The organism is Kitasatospora sp. NPDC001527, assembly GCF_040298605.1.
Taxonomy (GTDB): Bacteria; Actinomycetota; Actinomycetes; order Streptomycetales; family Streptomycetaceae; genus Kitasatospora.
The window spans coordinates 72,963-94,706 of the sequence record NZ_JBEPAM010000029.1; the positions used below are offsets into that span (position 1 = coordinate 72,963).

At 73.7% G+C, this 21,744-nt stretch carries 13 protein-coding genes; 4 read left to right on the forward strand and 9 right to left on the reverse strand.

The genetic code is table 11. From position 1 onward, the window contains the following. Positions 1 to 36 precede the first annotated feature (36 nt). Positions 37 to 1,146 carry a hypothetical protein gene (locus ABT238_RS24280; RefSeq protein WP_350788204.1) on the reverse strand — a complete coding sequence of 370 codons (1,110 nt, stop codon included), beginning with the start codon at positions 1,144 to 1,146 and terminating at the stop codon, positions 37 to 39. Then, positions 1,143 to 6,998 (reverse strand): RHS repeat domain-containing protein, encoded by a 5,856-nt coding sequence (locus tag ABT238_RS24285; RefSeq protein ID WP_350788220.1) that lies wholly within the window; start codon positions 6,996 to 6,998, stop codon positions 1,143 to 1,145. The genes ABT238_RS24280 and ABT238_RS24285 overlap by 4 nt, the downstream gene beginning before the upstream one ends. Positions 6,999 to 7,604: 606 nt before the next feature. Here ABT238_RS24285 and ABT238_RS24290 point away from each other — a divergent pair. The 3 genes from ABT238_RS24290 to ABT238_RS24300 all read left to right on the forward strand — a co-directional run bounded on the left by ABT238_RS24290 (position 7,605) and on the right by ABT238_RS24300 (position 14,331). After that, entirely contained in the window at positions 7,605 to 11,753 is a 4,149-nt protein-coding gene (locus ABT238_RS24290; protein WP_350788234.1) for an FG-GAP-like repeat-containing protein, read from the forward strand. 334 nt (positions 11,754 to 12,087) lie between these two features. Next, on the forward strand, positions 12,088 to 12,693 hold the full coding sequence (locus ABT238_RS24295; RefSeq protein ID WP_350564318.1) for a hypothetical protein: 606 nt from the start codon (positions 12,088 to 12,090) through the stop codon (positions 12,691 to 12,693). A gap of 384 nt (positions 12,694 to 13,077) precedes the next feature. Continuing rightward, positions 13,078 to 14,331 (forward strand): hypothetical protein, encoded by a 1,254-nt coding sequence (locus tag ABT238_RS24300; protein WP_350788254.1) that lies wholly within the window; start codon positions 13,078 to 13,080, stop codon positions 14,329 to 14,331. 28 nt (positions 14,332 to 14,359) lie between these two features. On the opposite strand, the gene ABT238_RS24305 is transcribed toward ABT238_RS24300, so the two are convergent. The 6 genes from ABT238_RS24305 to ABT238_RS24330 all read right to left on the reverse strand — a co-directional run bounded on the left by ABT238_RS24305 (position 14,360) and on the right by ABT238_RS24330 (position 18,828). Next, on the reverse strand, positions 14,360 to 14,818 hold the full coding sequence (locus ABT238_RS24305) for an SUKH-4 family immunity protein (RefSeq protein WP_350788273.1): 459 nt from the start codon (positions 14,816 to 14,818) through the stop codon (positions 14,360 to 14,362). Between the two features lie 9 nt (positions 14,819 to 14,827). Next, the gene (locus ABT238_RS24310; RefSeq protein ID WP_350564323.1) at positions 14,828 to 15,154 is read right to left on the reverse strand and encodes a cupin domain-containing protein; all 327 of its coding nucleotides are present in this window, start codon (positions 15,152 to 15,154) and stop codon (positions 14,828 to 14,830) included. A gap of 58 nt (positions 15,155 to 15,212) precedes the next feature. Beyond that, on the reverse strand, positions 15,213 to 16,409 hold the full coding sequence (locus tag ABT238_RS24315; protein WP_350564325.1) for an MFS transporter: 1,197 nt from the start codon (positions 16,407 to 16,409) through the stop codon (positions 15,213 to 15,215). A gap of 87 nt (positions 16,410 to 16,496) precedes the next feature. Further along, positions 16,497 to 16,808, reverse strand: a complete 312-nt coding sequence (locus ABT238_RS24320) for an ArsR/SmtB family transcription factor (RefSeq protein WP_350564326.1) — start codon at positions 16,806 to 16,808, stop codon at positions 16,497 to 16,499. 83 nt (positions 16,809 to 16,891) lie between these two features. Continuing rightward, positions 16,892 to 17,563, reverse strand: coding sequence for a response regulator (locus ABT238_RS24325; RefSeq protein ID WP_350564328.1), 672 nt, complete (start codon positions 17,561 to 17,563; stop codon positions 16,892 to 16,894). Then, positions 17,560 to 18,828, reverse strand: a complete 1,269-nt coding sequence (locus ABT238_RS24330; RefSeq protein ID WP_350788339.1) for a sensor histidine kinase — start codon at positions 18,826 to 18,828, stop codon at positions 17,560 to 17,562. The genes ABT238_RS24325 and ABT238_RS24330 overlap by 4 nt, the downstream gene beginning before the upstream one ends. A gap of 135 nt (positions 18,829 to 18,963) precedes the next feature. On the opposite strand from ABT238_RS24330, the gene ABT238_RS24335 reads away from it, so the two are divergent. Continuing rightward, complete coding sequence (locus ABT238_RS24335) at positions 18,964 to 20,178, forward strand: alpha/beta hydrolase family protein (RefSeq protein ID WP_350788349.1); 1,215 nt, start codon at positions 18,964 to 18,966, stop codon at positions 20,176 to 20,178. Here the strand turns inward: ABT238_RS24335 and ABT238_RS24340 are convergent. Then, positions 20,132 to 21,703 (reverse strand): alpha/beta hydrolase, encoded by a 1,572-nt coding sequence (locus ABT238_RS24340; protein ID WP_350788367.1) that lies wholly within the window; start codon positions 21,701 to 21,703, stop codon positions 20,132 to 20,134. The two genes, ABT238_RS24335 and ABT238_RS24340, sit on opposite strands and share 47 nt — an antisense overlap. Positions 21,704 to 21,744: the final 41 nt, after the last annotated feature.

Here is a 21,744-nt window from a genome sequence, read left to right on the forward strand (position 1 = left end):
CCGAGGGAGGAGCGGGGCCCCGGGGTCGCACGGGTGTCAGGCCATCAGGGCCAGCACCTCGCGGTCCGGATCCGCCGCGTCGTACACGGTCTCGGCGGCCGTCCCGTCCAGCGGGAGCGAGCAGACGAGCCCGGCCCTGGGCGGTTCCCCGCCGGAGGGGCCGACCGCGAGGAGCATCCGGTCCCCCGTCACCGCCATGTCGGTGACGACCGCACCGGCGGCGCCGGGCAGCAGCCCGCGCAGCACGGGCCGCAGGTCCGCGGACGTCCAGCGGTGGCTCTTCCGGGTGTAGCGCAGCAGCAGCCCGGCGGCCGAGACGGCGGTGACACCGTCCGCCGTGACCGAGGGGCGCCCCGCCACGCTGTCGTGGGAGAGGCGGTGGAAGGACCACGACCGTGCGGCCGCGTCCGCCCCGTAGAGCAGGGTGTGCTCCCACCACTCGCCGAACTCGGTGAGCGCGCACCAGAGGTCCCCGGCGCCGGCCGCCGTCGCGAACGCACCCGTCCGGGCGTCGACCATGGCCCCGCCGAACCGCAGGCCCAGGCCGACCGACGGCCGGCCCCACCCGGTGAGGTCCAGCTCGCGCCACCCGTCCCCGGCGGGAGCCGGGGTGAGCAGCACGGGGCGCCGCCGCGGCTCGCCGGAGCGGTCCGGGGGCTCCAGCCTGCCGCCGGTCAGCACCAGCGGCTCCCGGGGCGTGCCGGTGGCTCCCAGGACGAGGTAGTGCTCCGGGACCGGCACCTCCTCCCAGGCCGTCGCCCCCCAGGGCAGCCGGTGCACGCTGCGCACCGTCCCCAGGGGCGTCGGCCGGTGCTCCGCACCGATCAGCACGGTCGTCCCGTCCCGCAGCACGTGGTACTGGCCCGGCTGCGGATCGGTGGCCGGCGAGGCCGGGAGGGTGCTGAACTCCCCGCCCGCACCGTCCGCGACGTGCACCGGAGCGCCGCCGTCGACGGAGGCCGCGACGACCGAGACTCCGCGGTCGTGGCGGACGATCCGCACCGGATACGGCCGCAGCTCACGGGCCTGGCAGCCCGGCAGCCGGGATTGCCGGTGCAGCCCGCCCGCCCGCAGTTCGGCGACGACCAGGTCGTCGCCCTCCCGCAGCGCCACCGCCGGGGCCGCGCCCCGCATCGGCTCCGTCACTTGAACAGTCCTCCCACCCAGCCGCCGATCTTCCGGCCGACGTAACTGCCGGCCGCCGCGCCGATGACGCCGCCCGCGACGGCCCCGATGGCTGTCCCGGGACCGGGGAAGAGGCTACCGACGGCCGCGCCGATCACGGCACCGCCCTTGGCGCCGGCGAGGGCACCGCCGATGCCGCCCGCCTCCCGGGCCGCGGTGCGGACCTTCTCGCCCTCGGGTGCGGTCGCGACCTCGTAGACCCCGATGCCGATGTCGACCCCCAGCATGACCCGGCCGCCGATCTTGGACACCTTGGCCAGCTGGTTCGCGCGGGGGTTGGTCTTCGCCGCGCTCTCGATGATCTCGGCGTCCGACTTGCGCTGCCGCAGCGCGTCGTAGGTGGGGAAGTCCCGCTCCCCCCGCTTGCGCGGCAGGTACCAGTCCTCGAACGGGGTCCGGTAGTGGCTGCGCAGCGCGTTGCGCTCGTCGACGGCCCACTGGGCGGCCGCCCTGTCGCCGTAGACCTTCCGCATCTCCTGCGCGGTGTCCCTGGCGATCCGGTCGGAGGCCCGGTACTGGTTGCGGCGGCGGTTGGCGTTCTCGGTGTAGAGGAAGGTGTAGGCGCTCACCGCGTCGGTGGCGACCCGTCCGGCCTCCACCCCCCAGGTCGGCGAGGGCGTCGAGGGCGCCGACGAGGTGCCCTCGTGGTAGACGCCGTTGCTGCCGACCCAGGCCTCGCCCGGCGCGCAGCTGTCCGCGCACATCTTCCGACCCGACGGGTCGCTGAAGGTGACGGGGTTGTTGTTGCCGTACGCGTAGGCGTGCAGCTGCTGGGTGTCCTCGGTGGTCAGCAGCGGGTCGACGCTGATGAACCGGCCGGTGACCGGGTCGTACTCGCGCGCGCCGATGTGGGTCAGCCCGGTGTCGGCGTCCTGGGTGCCGCCGACGAAGGTGCGCTGGCCGGACCAGGTGGTGGCCTGCGGGCCGCGCGGCCCGCCGAACAGGGTGGTCTTGCGCCGGGTCACCGCCTGGGTCTGGGCGTCCACCTGGACGGTCGCCGTCCCCTGGCGGTCCGCCAGCAGGAAGGTCAGCGCGCCCCCGGTCCGCACGGCGACCGTCCTGGTGCCGACGGAGTAGTAGCGCGTGCCCACCACCGGGCCGCTCTTCGGGAGCAGCAGTTCGTTGCCACCCGGGAGGTAGAGCGTGGTGCCGGTGGAGTCGCGGCGGATGAACCGCGTGCCCTCGGCGTCGTACAGGTAGCTGCTGACGGCCGCGCCCTGGGTGACCTTGGCCAGGTGGCCCTCGGCGTCCCATTCGAGGGTCTGCGACCCGCTCGCGGTCTGCCGGGAGGTGGTGTTGCCGGCCGCGTCGTAGCCGTACTGGTCGACCCGGGTGCCGCCCGGCCCGGCCTCGGAGACCGAGGTCAGCGCGTGCGGGCGGCCCGCGCCCGGGGCCGGGATGGCGTAGGTGCGGCTGACGTCGCCGGCTCCGCCGGTGGCGCTGTCGTGCCGCACCTCGGTCGTGCGGTTGCCCAGCGCGTCGTAGGTGTACGACGTCCAGTAGGCGTCCGGGCCCGCCACGTTGCCCTGCGGGCCGGCCGCGCAGGTGCCCCCGGCCGTCCACGCCTCGGTGATCCGGCGCAGCCCGTCCAGCGTGAAGCACTGGCGGTCGGTGACCCGCGCCGCGTCCTGGCCGCTGCTGGTGGTGATCCCGGTGACGTTGCCGGCCGGGTCGTAGCTGTAGCCGGTGTCGTCGATGCGCTGCGGGGCGGTCTCCCGGTCGGTGACCGCCCGGGTCAGCGCCCCGGTGTGCTCGTCGTACTCGTACGACGCCCAGAGCTGCTTGCCGAACGCGCCGAACTCCTCGCGGGTGGTGCGCCCGTAGTGGTCGTACACGGCGGAGGCGAGGATCGCGTCACTGCCCGCGTAGACGGTCGCGGCCAGGCCCGTGGTCGGCGTGTAGGCGTTGGTGACCCGCTCCTGGGGCAGTCCGCCGGCGGCGGGCTGCTGGCTCCACATCGGCTGGCCGGTGTTGGCGTTGTAGGAGGTGGTCCACTTGTAGGTGCCGGCCAGGGCACCCTCGGCGGCGGGGATGGTGACCTGGTTGGCGGTCGGCTTGTACAGGCTGTTGTAGGCCGTCACCTCCACCACGTAGTCCGAGCCGTCGGCGTGCCGGACGGTCTTCGACAGCTGGCCCTTGGCCACCGTGTCGTAGACCCACTCGGAGAGGACGGTCGAGCCCTGCTTGAGCGCGGTGCGCCGGCCGATCGCGTCGTAGTCGGTGTGCAGGGTGACGTTGCGCGCGTCGGTGGTCTCCACCGGCCGGTCGCCCGCGTCGAAGACGGTGGTGTTCCGCCCCTTGTCGGGGTCGTCGGTCTGCACCACGCGCCCGCGCACGTCGTAGCCGGTGGTCCACTTGTTGCCGGCCGGGTCGCTGATCTCGGTCAGCCGTCCGCGCTTGTCGTAGGCGTACCTCATCGACTGCGAGGTGGTGCGGGCCGCGTCGGTGTACTCCTTGACCTCGGTCTTGCGGCCCCGGCCGTCGGTGTAGGTGGTGGTGGCCACGGCGCCCTGCGGCGGGACGACCGTGGTGGCGTCGCCCAGGTAGGTGGTCGTGGTCCGCTTGGTCTCGTCGCCGAACCGCTTGCTGATGACGGCGGTCGCGCGCGCCGCGCCGTCGTACAGGGTGTCGGTGGAGGCGGGGTACTTCAGCTCCTGGCCGAGGACCAGGACGCCCTCGGCGGCGCCGTCGGCGTAGAACTTGCCGGAGTCCCGCCAGGCCAGGCCGCGGGTGTCGTAGAAGGTCTCCTGGACCAGCCGGCCCGTCCCGCTGGGCGAGGGCTCCTGGGTCTGCCGCGTGCGCAGCAGGCCGTCCATCAGCACGTACCGGGTGAGGTACGTGGAGTCGTGCTGGAGGGTGGCGGTGCTGATGACGTTCACACCGTCGTTGCGGACCTGGTAGTCGTAGGAGTAGTTGGGCGAGTCGGGATAGGTGGTCGCCGAGCGGGTCGGCAGCCAGACCTTGGTGACCCGGCCCAGCGCGTCGAACGCGGTGGTGGTGACCTTGTTGTTGGCGTCGGTGATCGCCAGTTCCTGGCCCCGGCGGTCCAGCGTGGTGGTCTTGGTGTGGCCGAGCGGGTTGGTGACGACGGCCTGGGTGGGCACCTCGCCCGCCGCCGGGGTGTAGGCGGTGGTGGTCTCCTTGCCGTAGGCGTCGAAGGCCGAGACGGCCCGGCCGTAGCCGTCGTAGCCGGTGCGGGAGACGGTGTCGTAGCCGGTGCCGGCCCCGTTGATCGTCCGGGTCTCGGTGGCCAGGCCCTTGGTGGGCGCGGCGTCCAGGGCGGTCGCGCCGTCGTAGAAGGTCTGCTGGTCGGAGATCACGTCGGCCGGGCGGCTGACGGCGGCGCCGCAGGCCGCGGCGACGGTCTCCACCCGGGCGACCCGGTCGAGCATCCAGGCCCCGGTGTTGCGGGCGTACGTCGTGGTCGTGCAGGTGTCGTCGTTGCCGTTCGCCTCGTCACCGAGGTCGGAGACGGATCCGACCAGGCCGTACTGGTCGAAGGTCCGGGACAGCGAGGTGACGCGCTCGCCGCCGGTGACCGCGGTGCGGGTGCGCTCCTTCTCCACGCCGGTGAGGTACGCCTCCAGGGCGGGCAGGCCGCTCCTGGAGCGGGTCGCCGTCGCCGCGGCCGAGCGCCAGGGCGTGTAGGAGGTGGCGGCGACCAGCGCGCCGCCGTCGCCGTTGTAGGTGACCTTCTCGCGGACCTGGCCGGCGAACTGCGGGCGGTCGGTGACCACGGCGCCGGTGGAGTCGGCGACCTGGGCGCCGTCGATGCCCCGGAAGTAGCGGGCCTCGGTGAGGGTCCGGGCGTCGTAGCCGGCGCCCTGCCGGGTCTGCACCCGGCCGTAGCCGCGGAACACGGAGTGAACGCGGTCCTCGGCCTTGGTGAACTCATCCTCGTTCTTCGCCCAGGCGGCGCCGTCGAGGTAGGCGTACTCGGTGACCTTGTCGGGGCTCTCGACGATGTTGTCGCTCTCGACGACCTTGGTCACCACGTACGTGTTGAACCAGTCGAGCTTGGCGGTGGTGCCCTCGTAGGCCCACTTCACCGGGAAGCAGCGGGTGGTGTTGCTGCCGTCCGAGGGCGGGAGGGTGGTGGGGGTGCAGTCCTGCGCGGAGTAGTACGCCCCGATGGTGCCGCCGGTCTCGGTGGTGATCTCGGACAGCCGCAGCCGGACGAACGGCGCGAGGCCGTCACCGGTCCTGTCGACGCGGTTGGCCAGCTGCTCGCCCGCGAAGGTGACCGGCGGGAGCGGGACCGAGCCGTTGCTCTTGCCGGTGCGGGTGATCGAGGCAAGCCACATCGGCGTGGAGATGCCGTCGCCCGAGGGCGGGAAGCTCTGCGTCAGGTTCCAGGCGTCGATGTCCTGGTGGGCACCGCCGGTGAGCACCTTGGTGGTGATGGCGGTCAGCCGCTTGCGGGACCAGAAGGTCGGCGAGGCGTTGGTCTTGCAGTCCGCGCCGTCCTTGCAGTACTGGTCGAACGGGACGTCCGGCCAGTTCTTGGCGTTGGTGTCGTCGAAGGTGCCGCAGGAGGCCAGGCACCGCTCGTCGACGTCGAACTTGACGACGCCGGTCGGCTTCGCGCTGTACACGGTGTCCGAGCGCAGGCCGTACTCGACGCGGTCGAGCCAGCCGCCGCGCACGTACGGCGTCGTGGTGCCCTTGCCGGTGGTGGTGCTCCAGTTGCGGGCGTAGTTGTTGGACTCGGTGTTCCAGTAGTACGCCATCGCGTTGCCGCGCGGGTCGACCACGTAGTCCAGCTGCCAGCGCCAGGCCTGCTGGCACCAGGCACTGGCGAACGAGGAGTTGTAGCACGGCTCGCCGGACTGGTTGCCGAACACCGGCACCGTCCACGCCGACTTCGTCTCGGCCGAGCCGGACTGGTGGCCGGGCAGGCGGTTCAGGCCGAAGAAGTACTGGGTGCCGTCGAGCGTGGTGATCTTCCAGTACTCACCGTCGTTGTCACCGTTGGTCGCGCCGCTGAGCTTCTCGACCCTCTCGCCCGAGTCGCTCGCCGGGTGCCAGCCCTTGCCGGCCTCGTGGACCAGCTCGGTGTGCTTGTCGCCGAGCGACAGCACCGCGTTGTCGGTGTACCAGCACAGGTCGCCGACCTTGGCGGTGTTGGTCCCGCCGGACTGGTCGTCGTTGCACCCCTTGTAGCGCCGCTCGATGAAGCCGGGTTCGTAGGACCAGCCGTCACCCAGCCAGCCCGGCTGGTTGTTGGAGGCCGAGGTGCGTCCGTCCACCGAGGACGAGGAGTACCCGAGCGTCACCGTGGGCTGGAGCCCGCCCGGCACCGAGGGCACGCTGATCGGGTAGGACCAGTCGAAGCTGCCGGTGGAGCCGCCGGCCGTCCAGGCGCCGGACGGCTGGAGCGAGGTCGCCTTGTAGTCACCGGACGGCCCGGAGGCCGCGGCGGTGGCCGCGAGCACCATCGGCGCGCCGGCGTCGGCGGCGGCCACGGCGGCGAGCGGGGCGCTCTTCGCCGCCACGGCCGGGCGGGCCGGTGCGTCCACGGAGGCCGAAACGGTGCCCTTCGCGGGCTCGTTGACGGACGCCAGCGGCTGCGGCGTCCGGCACTCGGCGTTCTCCGGTGTGGTCAGCGCACAATCGGGCAGCCGCACCAGGGTGAGGCGTGACGCCCAGTCACCGCCGTACGCCTTGGTGAAGGCGGAGTAATCGAGGGAGACGTCGACCTTCTCCGCGCCGCCCGAACCGGGGCCGGCCACCGAGAACAGAACACCGTCGATCCCCGCCGCCCGGGCCTTCTCCCGGTCGGCGACTGTGACGCCCAGCTTTCCGGCGGGCACGTCGTCGGACTGCTTCCGCAGTGAATTCGCTTTCAGGCCCGGCGATTTGTCGGCCGCTCCGCGCGCCCGCGCGGAAATGCGGCCGGCGTCCGGCCACACGACGGCGGGCGCCGGTCCCTCGGCGGCCGCGGCCTGGTTCGGCCGCTTCCCGTCGCCGAACCGGACCGGCGCGACCGGCACCGGCCTGACGTCCTGCAGAGCCGGCAGGTCGGGCCGTGAGCTGCGCGAACCCGCAGCCACGGCCGCCCCCGGCAGCACACCTATGAACGCCGTGGCGGCGACAGCGGTCGCCAACCAGCGGACAGCGGAATGTCTCACTCCGGTCCCCTCCAAAGATTCTGAATGAGCCGGCGAAGGCTAGCAAGGGGCACCGGCGAATTTCCCCGCGTCTTCACCGCGAACGAAAGGGTGAGATGTCCGATTGTGCGGCCATTGATCAAGATCGCGGAGATTGCGACTGATGGAAAGTCAACGTTTGGCAAAAAGCCATTTCATGACTCACAGTCACCGCTGTGCGGGGGGCGGAATTGCCCGGCCCGGTGGGGGTTGACCAGGCGTATAGAGTCCTATCGCTTCGCGCAAGGAACCCATCCCGAAGGAATCAGCGTGACCATCAATTCCCAGACCGGCCGCAGAGGCTTGCGGCCGACCGGGGCGATAGCCCTGGCACTGGCGGGAGGGCTCGCGGCCGGCCTCGCCGTCGTGCCGCCCTCCGTCGCCCAGGCGCTGCCGGCCGCCCAGGACGCCCAGGACGCCCCGGCCGCCCCGGCCGTCGCCGGCACCACGCCCACCGACGACGGCTCGGTCAGCCCCGAGGAGAAGGCCCTCCAGGAGGCCAGGACCGCCGGCGCTCCCGTCGAACTCGTCGTCGCCCGCACCGAGCTGTCGGACACCTGGGCCAACCCCGACGGCACCTTCTCGGTGCGCCACTACGGGACCCCGGTGCGCGTGCTGCGCGGCGGTGCCTGGGTGCCCACCGACCCGACGCTGCAGTTCGCCGCCGACGGGTCGGTCAAGCCGAAGGCCGCCTCGGTCACCGTCGCCTTCTCCGGCGGCGGCACCGGTCCGCTGCTGACGGGTGTCAAGGACGGGCGCACGCTCTCGCTGTCCTGGCCCAAGCCGCTGCCCGCGCCCACGCTGGCCGGCAATGTCGCCACCTACGCCGAGGTGCTGCCCGGGGTCGACGTCCAGCTGAAGGCCGAGGTCGAGGGCTTCTCGCAGCTGGTGGTCGTCAAGACCGCCCAGGCGGCGGCCAACCCCGAGCTGGCGACGCTCAAGTACACGATGTCCACGGTCGGTGTGACGGTCGCCACCGACGCCAACACCGGCGCCGTCCAGGCCACCGACCCGGCCGGGCGCCCGGTGTTCACCAGCCCGCCGCCGATGATGTGGGACTCCACCACGGTCAGCAGCGCGCCCGCCACCGCCCCGGCCGCGAAGTCGGCGGCCGCCCCCGCGGCCGGTGTCACGGCGCTGACCGGCGGAGCCACCGACCCCGCGAGCGGGTTCGAGCAGCCGGCCGGCGCCAAGGACGCCGTGATGCCGACCTCGGTCAGCGGCAACACCCTGCAGATCACCCCGGACCAGGCGCTGCTGACGGCCGCCGACACCAAGTACCCGGTGTACATCGACCCGTCCTGGGCCTGGGGCGGGCGGCAGAACTGGACCCGGGTCTACAAGAAGTACCCGAAGTCGAGCTTCTGGAACGCCAACGAGGTGGCCCGGGTCGGCTACGAGAGCGAGACCAACGGCCTCTCCCGGTCCTTCTTCCAGCTGGACACCAGCAACATCAAGGGCCGGAAGGTGATCGCCTCCACCTTCCGGATCAACAACACCTGGTCCTGGTCCTGCCAGGCCCGTCCGGTCCAGCTCTGGCACACCGGCGGCATCGACAAGAACACCACCTGGACCAACCAGCCCGGGAAGATCGACTGGCTGGGCACCGTCAACCAGTCCAAGGGCTGGAGTTCGAGCAGCTGCCCCGGCGGCAACCTCGAATGGGACGTCACCTGGAAGATGCAGCGGGTCGCCGCGGCCGGGGACCCCAACATCACCCTCGGCCTGTACGCCGAGAACGAGGGCGACACCTTCGGCTGGAAGAAGTTCGACTCCAAGTCGGCCTACCTGGAGACGATCTACAACGACCCGCCGCTGACCCCCTCCGGCCTGGGCACCAACCCGCGCACCGACTGCGCCACCGGCGGCCTGATCGGCAACACCACGGTCAGCCTGTACGCACTCGTCGACGACCCCAACGCGGGCAACCTCTCGGCGCAGTTCCAGATCTTCCGCGGCGGCTCGCTGGTCGCCGACAAGTGGATCCCGGCGCTCAAGGGCCGGGTCTCCACCCTGGTCGTGCCGGACGCCGAACTGCCCACCGGTGACTACACCTGGCAGGTCCGCGCGTACGACCAGAGCGAGTACTCCGGCTGGAGCACCACCTGCCGCTTCACCGTCGACCGGACCCGTCCGGCGAAGGCGCCCCACATCGACTCCTCGGTCTTCCCCAACGGTGACAACGGCTGGCCGGCCGGCACCGGCAAGGCCCGCAACCCCGGCGCCTTCACCCTCTCCTCCAACGGCGTCGGCGACGTCGTCCGGTACAGCTACTTCACCGACTGGGACCAGTCGGTGAAGTCCGTGGACGCCCCCTCCCCCGGCGGCACCGCCACGATCACCCTCAAGCCCTCCGGCGTGGGCCCGCACTTCGTGCACGCCTTCAGCCAGGACGCCGCCGGCAACCGGTCGGACACCGCGACGTACCTGTTCTACGCCGGCCGCTCGCAGACCCGCGACGAGGCCTACGACCTCAACGGCGACGGCCACAAGGACATCTGGAGCGTCGACTCCAACGGCACCCTGCTGACCTACGCGGGCCAGGGCAACGGCCAGTTCTCCTCCGCCACCAACGGCGGCCTGAACTTCACCGACCCGCGGATCAGCTACTCCGGCGACTGGGGCGAGGACGGCTACAACGACCTCGTCACCCTGGAGTACGACAACGTCGACAAGCGCCGCAAGCTGTGGAGCTACCCGAACAACGGCCTCGGCACCGCGAGCGTCAACTTCGGCAAGCGCAAGCAGGAGCTCAAGCTGTTCTGCCCGGTCGCCGACGCGGAGGGCACCTGCCCGTCCGGCAACGACCACTGGCAGAACGCCAACTCCCAGATCCTCTCCCCCGGCGACATCAACGGTGACGGGCGCCCCGACCTGCTGGTGCGCGAGGGCTCGTACCTGTGGGCCTACTACGGCGCGCGCAACGACTACCTGGACAACACCGACCCGGTCCTGGTCGGCGGCAACGACTGGGACAAGTACACCGTGATCGCCCCCGGCGACCTCAACGGCGACGGCGTCCCCGACCTGTGGCTGCGCGACGAGGCCAACGGCGACATCCTGCGCTCCTACGGCAGCAAGGACGCCAACGGCGTCGTCGACCTGGCGACCTGGGGCACCAAGGACCGCACCAAGGTGGGCGTCGGCGTCACCAAGGAGCTCTGGCCGACGGTCGGCTCGGTCGGCGACATCAGCGGCGACGGCGTCACCGACCTGTGGGCGCGCAAGGCCGACAACACCCTCTTCGCCTGGTACGGCCAGGCCTGGGGCGGCAGCGTCAACTCCTTCTCCGGCGGCTGGACCGTCGACGGCGTCGTCGGCGCCCGCCTCCCCGCCGGCACCAACCTGGGCTCCGGCCAGGAGTTCGCCACCGGCACCGCCAAGCTGGCGATGCAGGCCGACGGCAACCTGGTGCTCACCAAGGCCGGCAAGGTCTTCTGGGCCTCCAACACCGGCGGCAACCCCAACGCCTTCGCCCGGATGCAGGCCGACGGCAACCTCGTGGTCTACAGCGCCGACGGCTCCAAGGCGCTCTGGAGCTCCCGCACCAACGGCAAGCCCAACTCCTACGCGATGGTCCTCGAACACGGCGTCCTGGTGATCTACAACGCCATCGGCCAGGGCCAGTGGACCAGCGGCACCCAGGGCCGGCCCGACTTCAACGCGGACGGCAAGACCGACATCCTCACCCGCGACGCCAACGGCGACGTCTGGGTCTACCCCGGCACCGGCGGCACCGGCACCTCCACCTTCGGCGGCCGCTACTTCGCCGGCAACGGCTGGTGGCGGGACTACTGGACCAGCGCCTACAGCACCGACCTCAACAACGACGGCCACACCGACATCGTCGGCATCACCCGCGAGGGCGACATGTGGCTGTACTCCGGCACCGGCGGCACCGGCACGAACACGGTCGGCGCCCGCAGCCTGATCGGCAACGGCTGGAGCTACACCACGCTGGCCTTCGGCGACGTCACCGCCGACGGCAAGACCGACGTCGTGGCCCGGGACGCCAACGGCGACCTCTGGGTCTACCCCGGCACCGGCGGCACCGGCACCTCCACCCTGGGCGGCCGGGTCTTCATCGGCAACGGCTGGTGGCCGTCCGGCTGGATCACCATCCGGGTCGCGGACGTCAACGGCGACTTCAAGCCCGACATCGTCGGGCGCACCGACGGCGGTGACCTCTACATCTTCCCGAACACCAGCGACGCCACGGGCACCAGCTTCGGCGGGCGCTACTTCTGGGGCAACGGATTCTGGCCCGGACAGTGGGACCCGTTCGTCAGCGACTTCAACAACGACGGCGCGGCGGAAGCGGTCGGCATCACCAACAGCGGTGAGCTGTACGACTTCCTGCCGTCCGGCCGCACCCTGGTGGGCATCGGCTGGACCTCGTTCTTCGACGTCATCCTGTAACCGCCCCCGTGCCGGACGACCACCGGCCCGACCGAACCCGCAACGGCGAACGCCGTTGCGGGTTCGGCGTTTTCGCGGAGCTCCCGCCCGCCTTCGGGACCCTTGTTCCCCCGACCGGGACCAACGGCCCGCAGCGCGACCGCCCCGGGCACGGCAGGCTGGACACCAGAAGGACAACACGGCACCGAGAAAGACCCCAACTCGGCGACACCGCAGGGTGGTTGCCCGAACGATCAGCACCGCCGCACCGCCGCACAGCCGCACGGCCCGGTCCGACGCCCGTCGGTCCGCCCCGGTCCCGCCCGCGGACCCACCCCCACCGAGGAGCCCCGCCATGGCCGTTCAGCACGCCGCCGCCCACCGCAGCTTCGGCATCTCCCCGCGCCGCACCGCCGCCGCCACCGACGCCGCCCCGCACGCCCTCACCACCGCCGGCGCCGCCCTCGCCACCGCCCGGATCGCCCTCGGGGCCGTGTTCCTCTGGGCCTTCGCCGACAAGACCTTCGGGCTCGGCTACTCCACCGCCGACGGCAAGGCGTGGATCGACGGCGCGTCGCCGACCAAGGGCTTCCTCAGCCACGTCGCCGCCGGGCCGCTGCGCGAGACCTTCCACGCGATGGCCGGACAGGCCTGGGCGGACTGGATGTTCATGCTCGGCCTGCTCGGCCTCGGGCTCGCCCTCGTGGGCGGTGTCGCCCTGCGGATCGCCGCCGCCGGCGGCACCCTCCTGCTCGCCCTGATGTGGGCCGCCGAGTGGCCGCCCGCCCGCCACCTCGCCGACGGCGCCGCGAGCGGATCGACCAATCCCCTGCTCGACTACCACGTCGTCTACGCCCTGCTGTTCATCGCCCTCGCCACCACCGGCGCCGGCCGCACCTGGGGCCTCGCCCGCCGCTGGGCCGCCCTCCCGGTCGTCCGCGACCACGCCTGGCTCCGCTGACCCCGCTCCCCCCACCTCCCCGACAGCCGGGGCCGGTCGCGATCTCCCCCCGCGACCGGCCCCGGCCCGTTGCTGCCGGGAAACCGAAACCATGCCCCAGAAGCGCCCGCGCGGGATCATCTGATCGACCGTCGGACGCCGGCCGGACAACGCGGGCGACACGGGCGACGCCCGGCCAGTACCTCGGGAACGCATCCGGAGTGGCCGATTCACCTGCGAACGTGAGACGGCCGGGCTAGAGTCGCGCCCGTAACGACCGCCGCCCCGACCGCCGGCGGGAGCACAGGGCGCACCCCGCACCACCCGTACGCACCAGCGGCCCGCCCACCACGATCGTCCCCGGGCCGGGCCGACATGCCGCCGAGCAGACAGGGAACCCGTGCCATGACCATCCGACCGGGCCGCCGGACGGCCACCGCCGTCGTCGCCGCCGCCCTCGGTACCGGAGCGCTGCTGGGGGCCGCCCCTGCCGCACCCGCCGCCACCGCCTCCAGCACTGCCGCCACCGCCGCCCCCACCATGACCGTGCTGCCGACCGGCGTGCCCGGGAAGTCCTACAGCGACCCCACCGGCGTCAACCGCGACGGCGTCGTCGTCGGCTACGCCTACGCCTCGGGGCAGGGCGCCGAGGCCAGCGCCGTCCGCTGGGCCGCCGACGGCACCCCCGCCACCCTCCCGCCGCTGCCCGGCACGGACCACGCGCAGGCCCTGGGGGTGAACGACGCCAACCTCGCCATCGGCATCTCCTGGCCCGCGGCCGCCAGTTCCTGGCAGTCGACCGCCGTCCGCTGGGCCGCCGACGGCACGCCCACCGCGCTGCCCCCGCTGCCCGGCGACCTGTACAGCAGGGCCGTCGCGATCGCCGGCAACGGCGTCGTGGTCGGGACCTCCTACGCCTCCTCCGTCGACACCCGCGCGGTGGCCTGGCGCCCGGACGGCACCACCGTCACCCTCGCCCCGCTGCCGGGCGACACCACCAGCGAGGTCATCGGCGTCAACAGCGCCGGTGTCGCCATCGGCCGCTCCCGCACCGGCATCGGCGCGTTCCACGGCATCGTCTGGCGCCCCGACGGCACCCCGGTCCGGTTCCAGGCCGGCCCGACCGCCGGGAGCGGCGACTGGCCGGTCGCCATCAACGACGCGGGCACGGTGGCCGGCGTCGCCGACCGTCCGCAGGGGACCGGCAGCAGCCGGCACGGGCTGGTCCGCTCGCCCGGCGGGCAGCTGCGCGACCTGGGCGCGTACACCCAGCCGACCGCGATCAACGCCTCCGGCACCGTCGTCGGCAGCTACCAGCCCGACCCGGCCGCCCTGGCCTCGCACGCCGCCCGCTGGAGCCCGAACGGCACGCGCACCCCGCTCCCCCGGCAGCCGCAGACGGGCGGCAACTCGACGGCCGTCGGCATCAACGACGCCGGGACGGCGATCGGTTACGCGTGGGACGGCATCCCCGCCCGGCAGTACCAGTCGGGCCGGATCTGGGCCGCCGACACCACCCTCACCGACCTCGACCCGGCCAACACCGCCGGCAACACCACCCTGTTCGTCAACAACGCCGGACTGGTCGTCGGCCTCGCGCTGCTCCGCTCACCGGGCAGCCTCTACCCCGCCCACGTGACGGCGGTCTGGCGCCCCTGAGGTCGGCCGCCCCGAGGCCGGCCGCGTCTCACGCGCTCATGCCGTAGCCGAGCTCCTCGGCGGCGACGTGCCAGAACCCGTTCTCGTCGGCGACCGCGGCGGCGTCGAGTTCGCCGAAGCGCTCCAGCAGCCGGTCGGTGAGCGCGTCGGCCGCCGCCTCCGCCGCCTCCGAGGCGTCGTCGTCCAGGTCGTCGCCGGGGCCGTCGTACGCGGCGGCCTCGGCGGCGGCCGCCGCGTAGGCGCGGGTGAACGCGACGAAGGCCGCGACACCGCTGTTCAGCAGGCCGTGCCCGCCGCCGTCCGCCAGGTACCACAGCGAACCGTCGTCGCGCCGCACCCCGAGCGCGGTCAGCCCCGGGTCGACCGCGACCAGCGCGTAGCGCACGCCGTCGACCGCGCGGTCCTCGAACGGGGCGTCCTGCCACGTGCCGGGGTACGGGCACCCGGCGCGTCCGGCCAGCAGGGAGGCGAGTTCGGCATCGTCCATGGCGGCAACCTACTCCGCACCACCGACAGCGGCCTGCCCGGCCGCCTCCACCAGGAGCAGCGTGCCCGTGCTGCCCGGCCGGACGGCGTGCCGGGCGCCCGCCGCGACCCGGTAGAGCCCGCCCGGGCCGACCGTCACCTCGGCGCCGTCCACCAGCAGTTCGAGCCGGCCGTCGAGCACGACCAGCAGCTCGGCGTCGTCGTGCACCTCGACCGGCAGCGGCCGCCCGTCCATCCGCAGCACCTTCACGGCGGCCGTCCCCACCCGCCCGAGCGCGACGGAGTTCCACGGGGCGGGCAGCGCGGACGCCGCCTCGTACAGGTCGACCGGGTTCATGGCGGGCCTCCTCGGCGAGCGGGGCTCGCGGTGGTGTTCGGAAGGGAGGTCTCGGACGCTACCCGAGCGCCTCGGCCGGCTGGTCGACCGTTCGGTAAAATCTCGCGGGCTCCGGCCCGAGCCGGCGCCGCAGCAGCACCGCGGCCAGCGCCGCCAGCGCGAACGCCGCTCCGGCCCAGGGCAGCCGGTGTGCCCCGGCGGTGGCGACGACGAGGCCGCCGATCGCGCTGCCGAGGGTGATGCCGAGGTTGGAGAAGGAGATGAAGAGGCTGTTGCCGAACTCCGGCGCGTCCCCGGCGTCCCGGGCCAGCCAGGTCTGGCTCACGACCAGCCCTCCCGAGTGCACCGCCCCCCAGATCAGCACCCCGAGGACCATCGGCGCGGGCCACGGGCCGACCACCCGGACCAGCGCGTAGACGAGCACGTAGAGGACCGGGAAGGCGGTCACCGTCCCGACCGGGTGGCGTTCCAGCAGCCGGCCGAAGACGAGGTTGCCGAGGACCATCACGATGCCGAAGGCCATCAGCAGGGCGCCGATCGTGGACCCGCCGAGGTGGGTGACGCGCTCCAGGTACTCGGCGAAGTAGCCGTAGACCGAGAACATCGCGGCGAAGACCAGCACCACGGCCGCCAGGGCGAGCCAGAGCCGGGGGCGGCGCAGGATCCCCAGCTGGCTGCCGTAGGAGAGCCGCCGCTCGGCGGGCATGGCCGGGAAGAGCGCCAGGATGCCGATCAGCGCGAGCAGGTTGGCGCCCGCGCCGAACCAGAACGCGGCGGCGAGGGAGAGGTGTTCGGCGAGGTAGGAGGTGATCGGCACGCCGAAGGCGAAGCCGAGCGTCACCCCGGCGAAGACGGTGGTGGCGGCCCGGGTCGCCTTCTCCGGGGGCACCAGCCGGGCGGCGGCGGTGAGCGCCACCGCGAAGAACACCGGGTGGAAGACGGCCGGCACGATCCGGAAGACGAGCATCACCGCGAAGCTGTCGGTGAGCGCGTAGACCGCGTTGGAGACGGCGAACACCGCGAGGGCGGTCGCCAGCACGGCCCTGCGCCGGATACCGGAGGCCAGCAGTGTGGCGAACGGGCCGGCCACGGCCACCACCAGCGCGAAGACGCCGACCAGCCAGCCGGCCGTGGACGGCGGCACGCCGAGTTCCTCCGACACCCGGGGCAGGACGCCGACGACGCCCATCTCCGTGGTGATGATCCCGAACACCCCCAGGGAGAGGGTCAGGACGACAGGACCGGTCTTTCCCATGGCAGACCAACCTACAAATCTAGATAGTTAGATGAATATTGCCGAAGAACGAGGGCGCGCCCGCACGGGCGCGCCCTCGTCCGGGCGTCAGAGCTCGTCGCGGACGTACGCCGCGAAGGCGGCGATCGTCTCCTCGTCACGACGGTAGAAGGTCCACTTGCCGACCCGTTCCGAGACCAGCAGTCCGGCGTCCCGCAGGATCTGCAGGTAGCCGGAGACCACCGACTGGGCCAGCCCCGAGCGCTCCCGGATGTCCGTCACGCAGACGCCGATGTGGAACCCGACGCCGCGCTCGCGGTAGTACTCCTCGTCGAAGTAGCGCTCCGGCGTCTTCAGCCAGTGCAGGAACTCCGCCCGCGCGGGGTTCGCGAGCGCCTTGTGAACGGCCAGCGGATCCACCGTCCACCTCCTTCGGCAAGCCCGATCCCTCAAGACGCATCTAATATTCTCGATACGAAGAAGCGTGTCAACCCGCCGCGAGGTCAGCGGGACAGGCCCGCGTGGTGGGCGAGGATCGCGAGGCGGACGCGGTCGCGGGCGGCGAGCTTGTGCAGCAGCCGGCCGATGTGGGTCTTGGTGGTGCCCTCGGTGATGTGCAGGCGGGCGGCGATCTCGGGGTTGGTGAGGCCGTCGCCGACCAGCGCGAGCACCTCGCGCTCGCGGGCGGTGAGGGCCGCGACGGCCGCCCGGGCCCGGGTCCGCGCCGGGTCCTCGGGGGCGGCGGGCTGATCCCCGGCGAGCAGCGCGGCGACCAGTCGGCGGGTGACGCTGGGCGCGAGCGCGGCCTCACCGGCGGCCACCGCCCGGGTGGCGGCGAGGAGTTCGGCCGGTTCGGCGTCCTTGAGCAGGAAGCCGCCGGCCCCGGCGTGCAGCGCGCCGCGCACGTACTCGTCGAGCTCGAAGGTGGTCAGGATCAGCACCCGGCTGCCGGACGGTCCGGCGGTGATCCGGCGGGTGGCCTCGATGCCGTCCAGGCCGGGCATCCGGATGTCCATGAGGACGACGTCCGGCCGTTCCCGGTGGGCGAGTTCGACGGCCCGGGCGCCGTCGGCGGCCTCGCCGGCCACCTCGAATCCGGGCGCCAGGCGCAGGATGCCGGCGAACCCGGCCCGCACCAGGGCCTGGTCGTCGGCGACCACGACGCGGATCGTCACGACCGAACCACCGCCGCGTCCAGTGGCAGCCCCGCCGTGACGCGGAACCCGCCGGCCGGCGTCGGCCCGGCGAGGCACCAGCCGCCGTACGGGGCCACCCGCTCGCGCATCCCGACCAGGCCGGTGCCGCCGGGCGCCGCCGCCACCCGGGCGCCGCCGCCGGCGGGACCACCGGCGGGACCGTCGTCCGTGACCTCCAGCCACAGCTCGCCGTCCCGGTACTCCACCTCCACCCGGGCCGAGGCCGCGCCCGAGTGCCGGACCACGTTGGCCAGCGCCTCCTGGACGATCCGGTAGCCGGACAGGCCGACGCCGGGCGGCAGTTCGCGCTCCCGGCCGCGGATCCGCACCCGCACCGCGACGCCCGCGGCGACCGTCCGGTCCGCCAACCGCGCCAGATCCGCCGCCGCCAGACCGGGTGCGGGCACGGGGGCGGGCGGCGGCGCCCCGTGCTCCGCGTCCTCGCGCAGCACGGCCAGCAGCGCCCGGATCTCGCGCAGCGCCTCCGCGCTCACCGTCTTGATCGCCGCGAGCGCCGCCCCGGCCGGACCGTCCTGCTGCGCGGCCCGCTCCAGCGCGTACCGGCCGTAGCCCGCCTGAACGCTCACCACCCCCAGACTGTGGGCCACCACATCGTGCAACTCCCTCGCCAGGCGCAGCCGTTCCTCCGAGCGGGCGGCGCGTTCCAGGGCCGCCCGGTGCGCGGCGAGCGCGGTGGTGTGCGCGCGGTGCCGGCGCACCGCGTCCCCCGCCGCCCAGCCGGCCGTCTGCCCGATCACCGCGAGCAGCAGATTGCCGCCCACCTCGGAGGGCGCCGCCAGGGTGAGCGCCCAGCCGGCCGCGGCCGCGCCGAGCGCCACCCGCGCGGCCCGCCGGTCGTGGGCCGCCGCCGTGTAGGCCGCCAGCACGCCGACCAGCACCGCCCAGAACCCCACGACCAGCCCGATCGCGGGCTGCCGGCACCCCGCCACCGCCCCCGCCCAGGCGCAGAGCGCGAGCACGCACGCCCCGGCCCCGTCCCGCCGCCGGGCGGCCAGCGCCAGGCCCAGCAGCGCCGTGGCGAGCAGCGCGACGGCCACGGCGGCCGGTCCGGCCGGCGGCGGGTTGCCGCGCCCGTGCGGGTCGAAGTCCCGCACGGCGTCGAGCACCCGGGCGGCGGTCACGGCGGTGCCGGCCAGCGCGGCGAACGGGTCCGTCCACGCCCGGTGCACGGGCGCCAGCCGCTTGGTCCACGGGACGGGCGCGACCCGCTCGTCGTTCAGCATCCGGCCAGGCTAGCCACGGCCCGGCGGGCCGGCATCCGACCACGGTCGTATGCCCACGGCGGGACGCGCCGGGCGGGGCCCGGCCGCCACGGTGGTGACGGCACCGACCGACCCGTTCCTCGGAGGAATCCCCTCATGCCGCACCACCGCTACCGCACCGCCGCCGCGCTCGCCGTCCTGCTGGCCTCCGGCGCCCTCGCCCCCACCTCCACGGCTTACGCCCGGCCTCCCGCCGCCACCACCGCCGCCCCGATCGCACTCACCCTGCCCGCGCCGACCGGCCCGCAGCCCGTCGGCACGACCACGCTCCACCTCGTCGACCCGCGGCGCCCCGACCGCTGGGCGCCCACCCCGCGTCCGCGCGAGCTGATGGCGCAGCTCTGGTACCCGGCCGCCGCCTGCGGCGCCCCCGCCCACCGGCTCGCGCCGTGGACGGGAGCCGCCGAGCGGGCCCACCTGGAGTCCGACTACCTCGGCGCCGCCCCGGGTAGCCTGACCTGGCCGGCCACCCACTCCCGCGAGGACGCGCCCGTCGACCGCACCGCCCGCCACCCGGTGGTCCTGTACTCGCCCGGCTCGCGCGCCGACCGCTCCTTCGCCACCCTCGCCGCCGAGGACCTCGCCTCCCGCGGCTATGTGGTCGCCGTCCTCGACCACACCTTCGACGCCGGTGAAGTCGCCTTTCCCGACGGCCGGCTGGAGGTCCGCAACAAGCCCGCCGTGTTCGCCATGACCGACGAGGAGATCGTCGCCTACCGCACCGCCGACACCCGCTTCGTCCTCGACCGGCTGACCGACCTCGCCGCGGGCGCCGACCCCGACGCCGAGCACCGCCCCCTGCCGCCCGGCCTCGGCGCGGCCCTCGACCTCGGCGCCGTCGGCGTGGCCGGCCACTCGATGGGCGGCGCCACCGCCGTCCAGACCCTGCACGACGACCCGCGCGTACGGGCCGGCGCCTCCCTGGACGGCCCGGTCTTCGGCACCGCCGCCACCGACGGCCTGGACCGCCCGCTGCTGCTGTTCGGCGCCTCGGACGTGCGCCCGGCCCGCGACGCGATGTGGGACGCGCTCTGGCCGCGCCTGACCTCCTGGCGCCGGCAGATCGTGCTGGAAGGCTCCGGGCACGGCAGCTTCGCCGACCTGGAGGTCCTGCTGAGCGCCGCCCGCCCCGCCATCGCCTGGCCCGCCGACGAGGTCGATCATCTGCTCGGCGTGATCGACCCCGCCCGCGCCGTCGCGGCCCAACGCGCCTATCTGGCGGCCTTCTTCGACCTCCAGCTGCGCCACCGGCCCACGCCGCTGTTCACCGCGCCCTCGCCTGCTCACCCCGAGGTCCGGCTGATCCGCTGAGGGCGGCGGCCGGGGCGGGGTCCGGGGCGGGGGCGGGGTCCGGGCTGCAGGAGAGGTCCCGCTCGGGCAGCACCCCGGTGCTCAGGAACCGGTCGGCGGCGGTCACCGCGCAGGACGGCGTCCACCGGTCGTAGGCGCCGTGGTTGCCGCCGTCGACGGTGACCATCCGGGCCCGCTTGCCGAGCGTCGCCCGCATGCCCAGCGCGCCGACCAGGGGGGTGGCCGGGTCCCGCGTGGTCTGCAGCAGCAGGATGTTGGCGGCGCCCCGGTCGGTGACCCGGACGGCGGGTTCGACCGGGGCGGGCCAGAACGCGCAGGGCCAGACGTTGGCGCCCATGCCGTTCAGGATCGGGTTGCGCCTCCCGCTCTCGGTGACGTTCCGCTGGTACCGCCCGAGGTCGCGCGGCGCCGGGGTGTCGGCGCAGAGCACCGCCACCAGCGCGGCCACGTCGTTGTCCTCGGGGATGCCCGTGTCGCCCTTGGCCAGCCACCAGTACGGGACCGGCCCCGCGCCGTCGTCGGCGAGGAAGCGCCACCAGTCGGCGATCTCCTGGAACAGCGCGGAGTGGTAGGAGTCCAGGCGGTAGAGCGTCCGCCACAGGTTGCCGTTGACCGGCCCGGCCACCGGGTGGGTCACCGGCGTCCGGTCCAGCTTCGCGGCCAGCGCGAGGTAGTTGGCGCGCACGGCCGCCGGGGTCGCGCCGAAGTGCAGGGTGGCGTCGCGCTCGGCCGCCCAGGCGGCGAAGTCCTCGAAGCGCAGCTCGCTGGCGTGGTCCCAGGTGGCCAGCCGGTCCTGCCAGGTCACGTTGGGGCTGACGTTGGCGTCGAGCACGAAGCGGTCCGTCCGCCCCGGGAACAGCTCGGCGTAGACCGCGCCCAGGTAGGTGCCGTACGACGCGGCGCGGTAGGAGATCTTCTGCTCGCCGAGGGCGGCGCGGATGCGGTCCAGGTCGCGCGCGGTGTTCGCGGTGGTCAACTGGCGGATGAACTCGCCGTTGCGGGCCAGGCAGTCGCGCGCCAGGTCGCGCGCGAAGCGCACGTTGGGGGCGATCGACCCGTCCGGGGCCGGGAACGGGAAGACCAGCTCGTACGGAACCTCGGCCGCCGTCCGGCCGCAGCTCACCGGCGTGCTGCGGCCGACGCCGCGCGGGTCGAAGCTCACCAGGTCGTACCGGTCCAGCACCTCCTGCGGGTAGCCGGCCTCCTGGGCGCTGGGCAGGTGCAGGCTGGCCACCCCCGGGCCGCCGCCGTTGTGCACCAGGATGCCGCGCCGCACGCCCGGCTTGGCGGTGGCGAGCTTCGACACCGCGATCTCGATGGTCCGCCCGTGCGGGGCCCGGTAGTCCAGCGGCACGCGCAGCGTGGTGCAGCGCAGCCTCGGGTCCACCGGCGCCCCGGACGGGTCGGCGGGGCAGTCCGTCCACACCAGCGGCCGGGGCCGCTGCTCCGGCGCGGCCTCCGCCACTCCGGCGCCCGCGAGCACCAGGGCGAGTGCGGCGCCGACGGCTCTCAAGGGCCTGGTCATGCGTTGTCCAGTCAACATAGGTCTGGACCATAGGGGCGCCG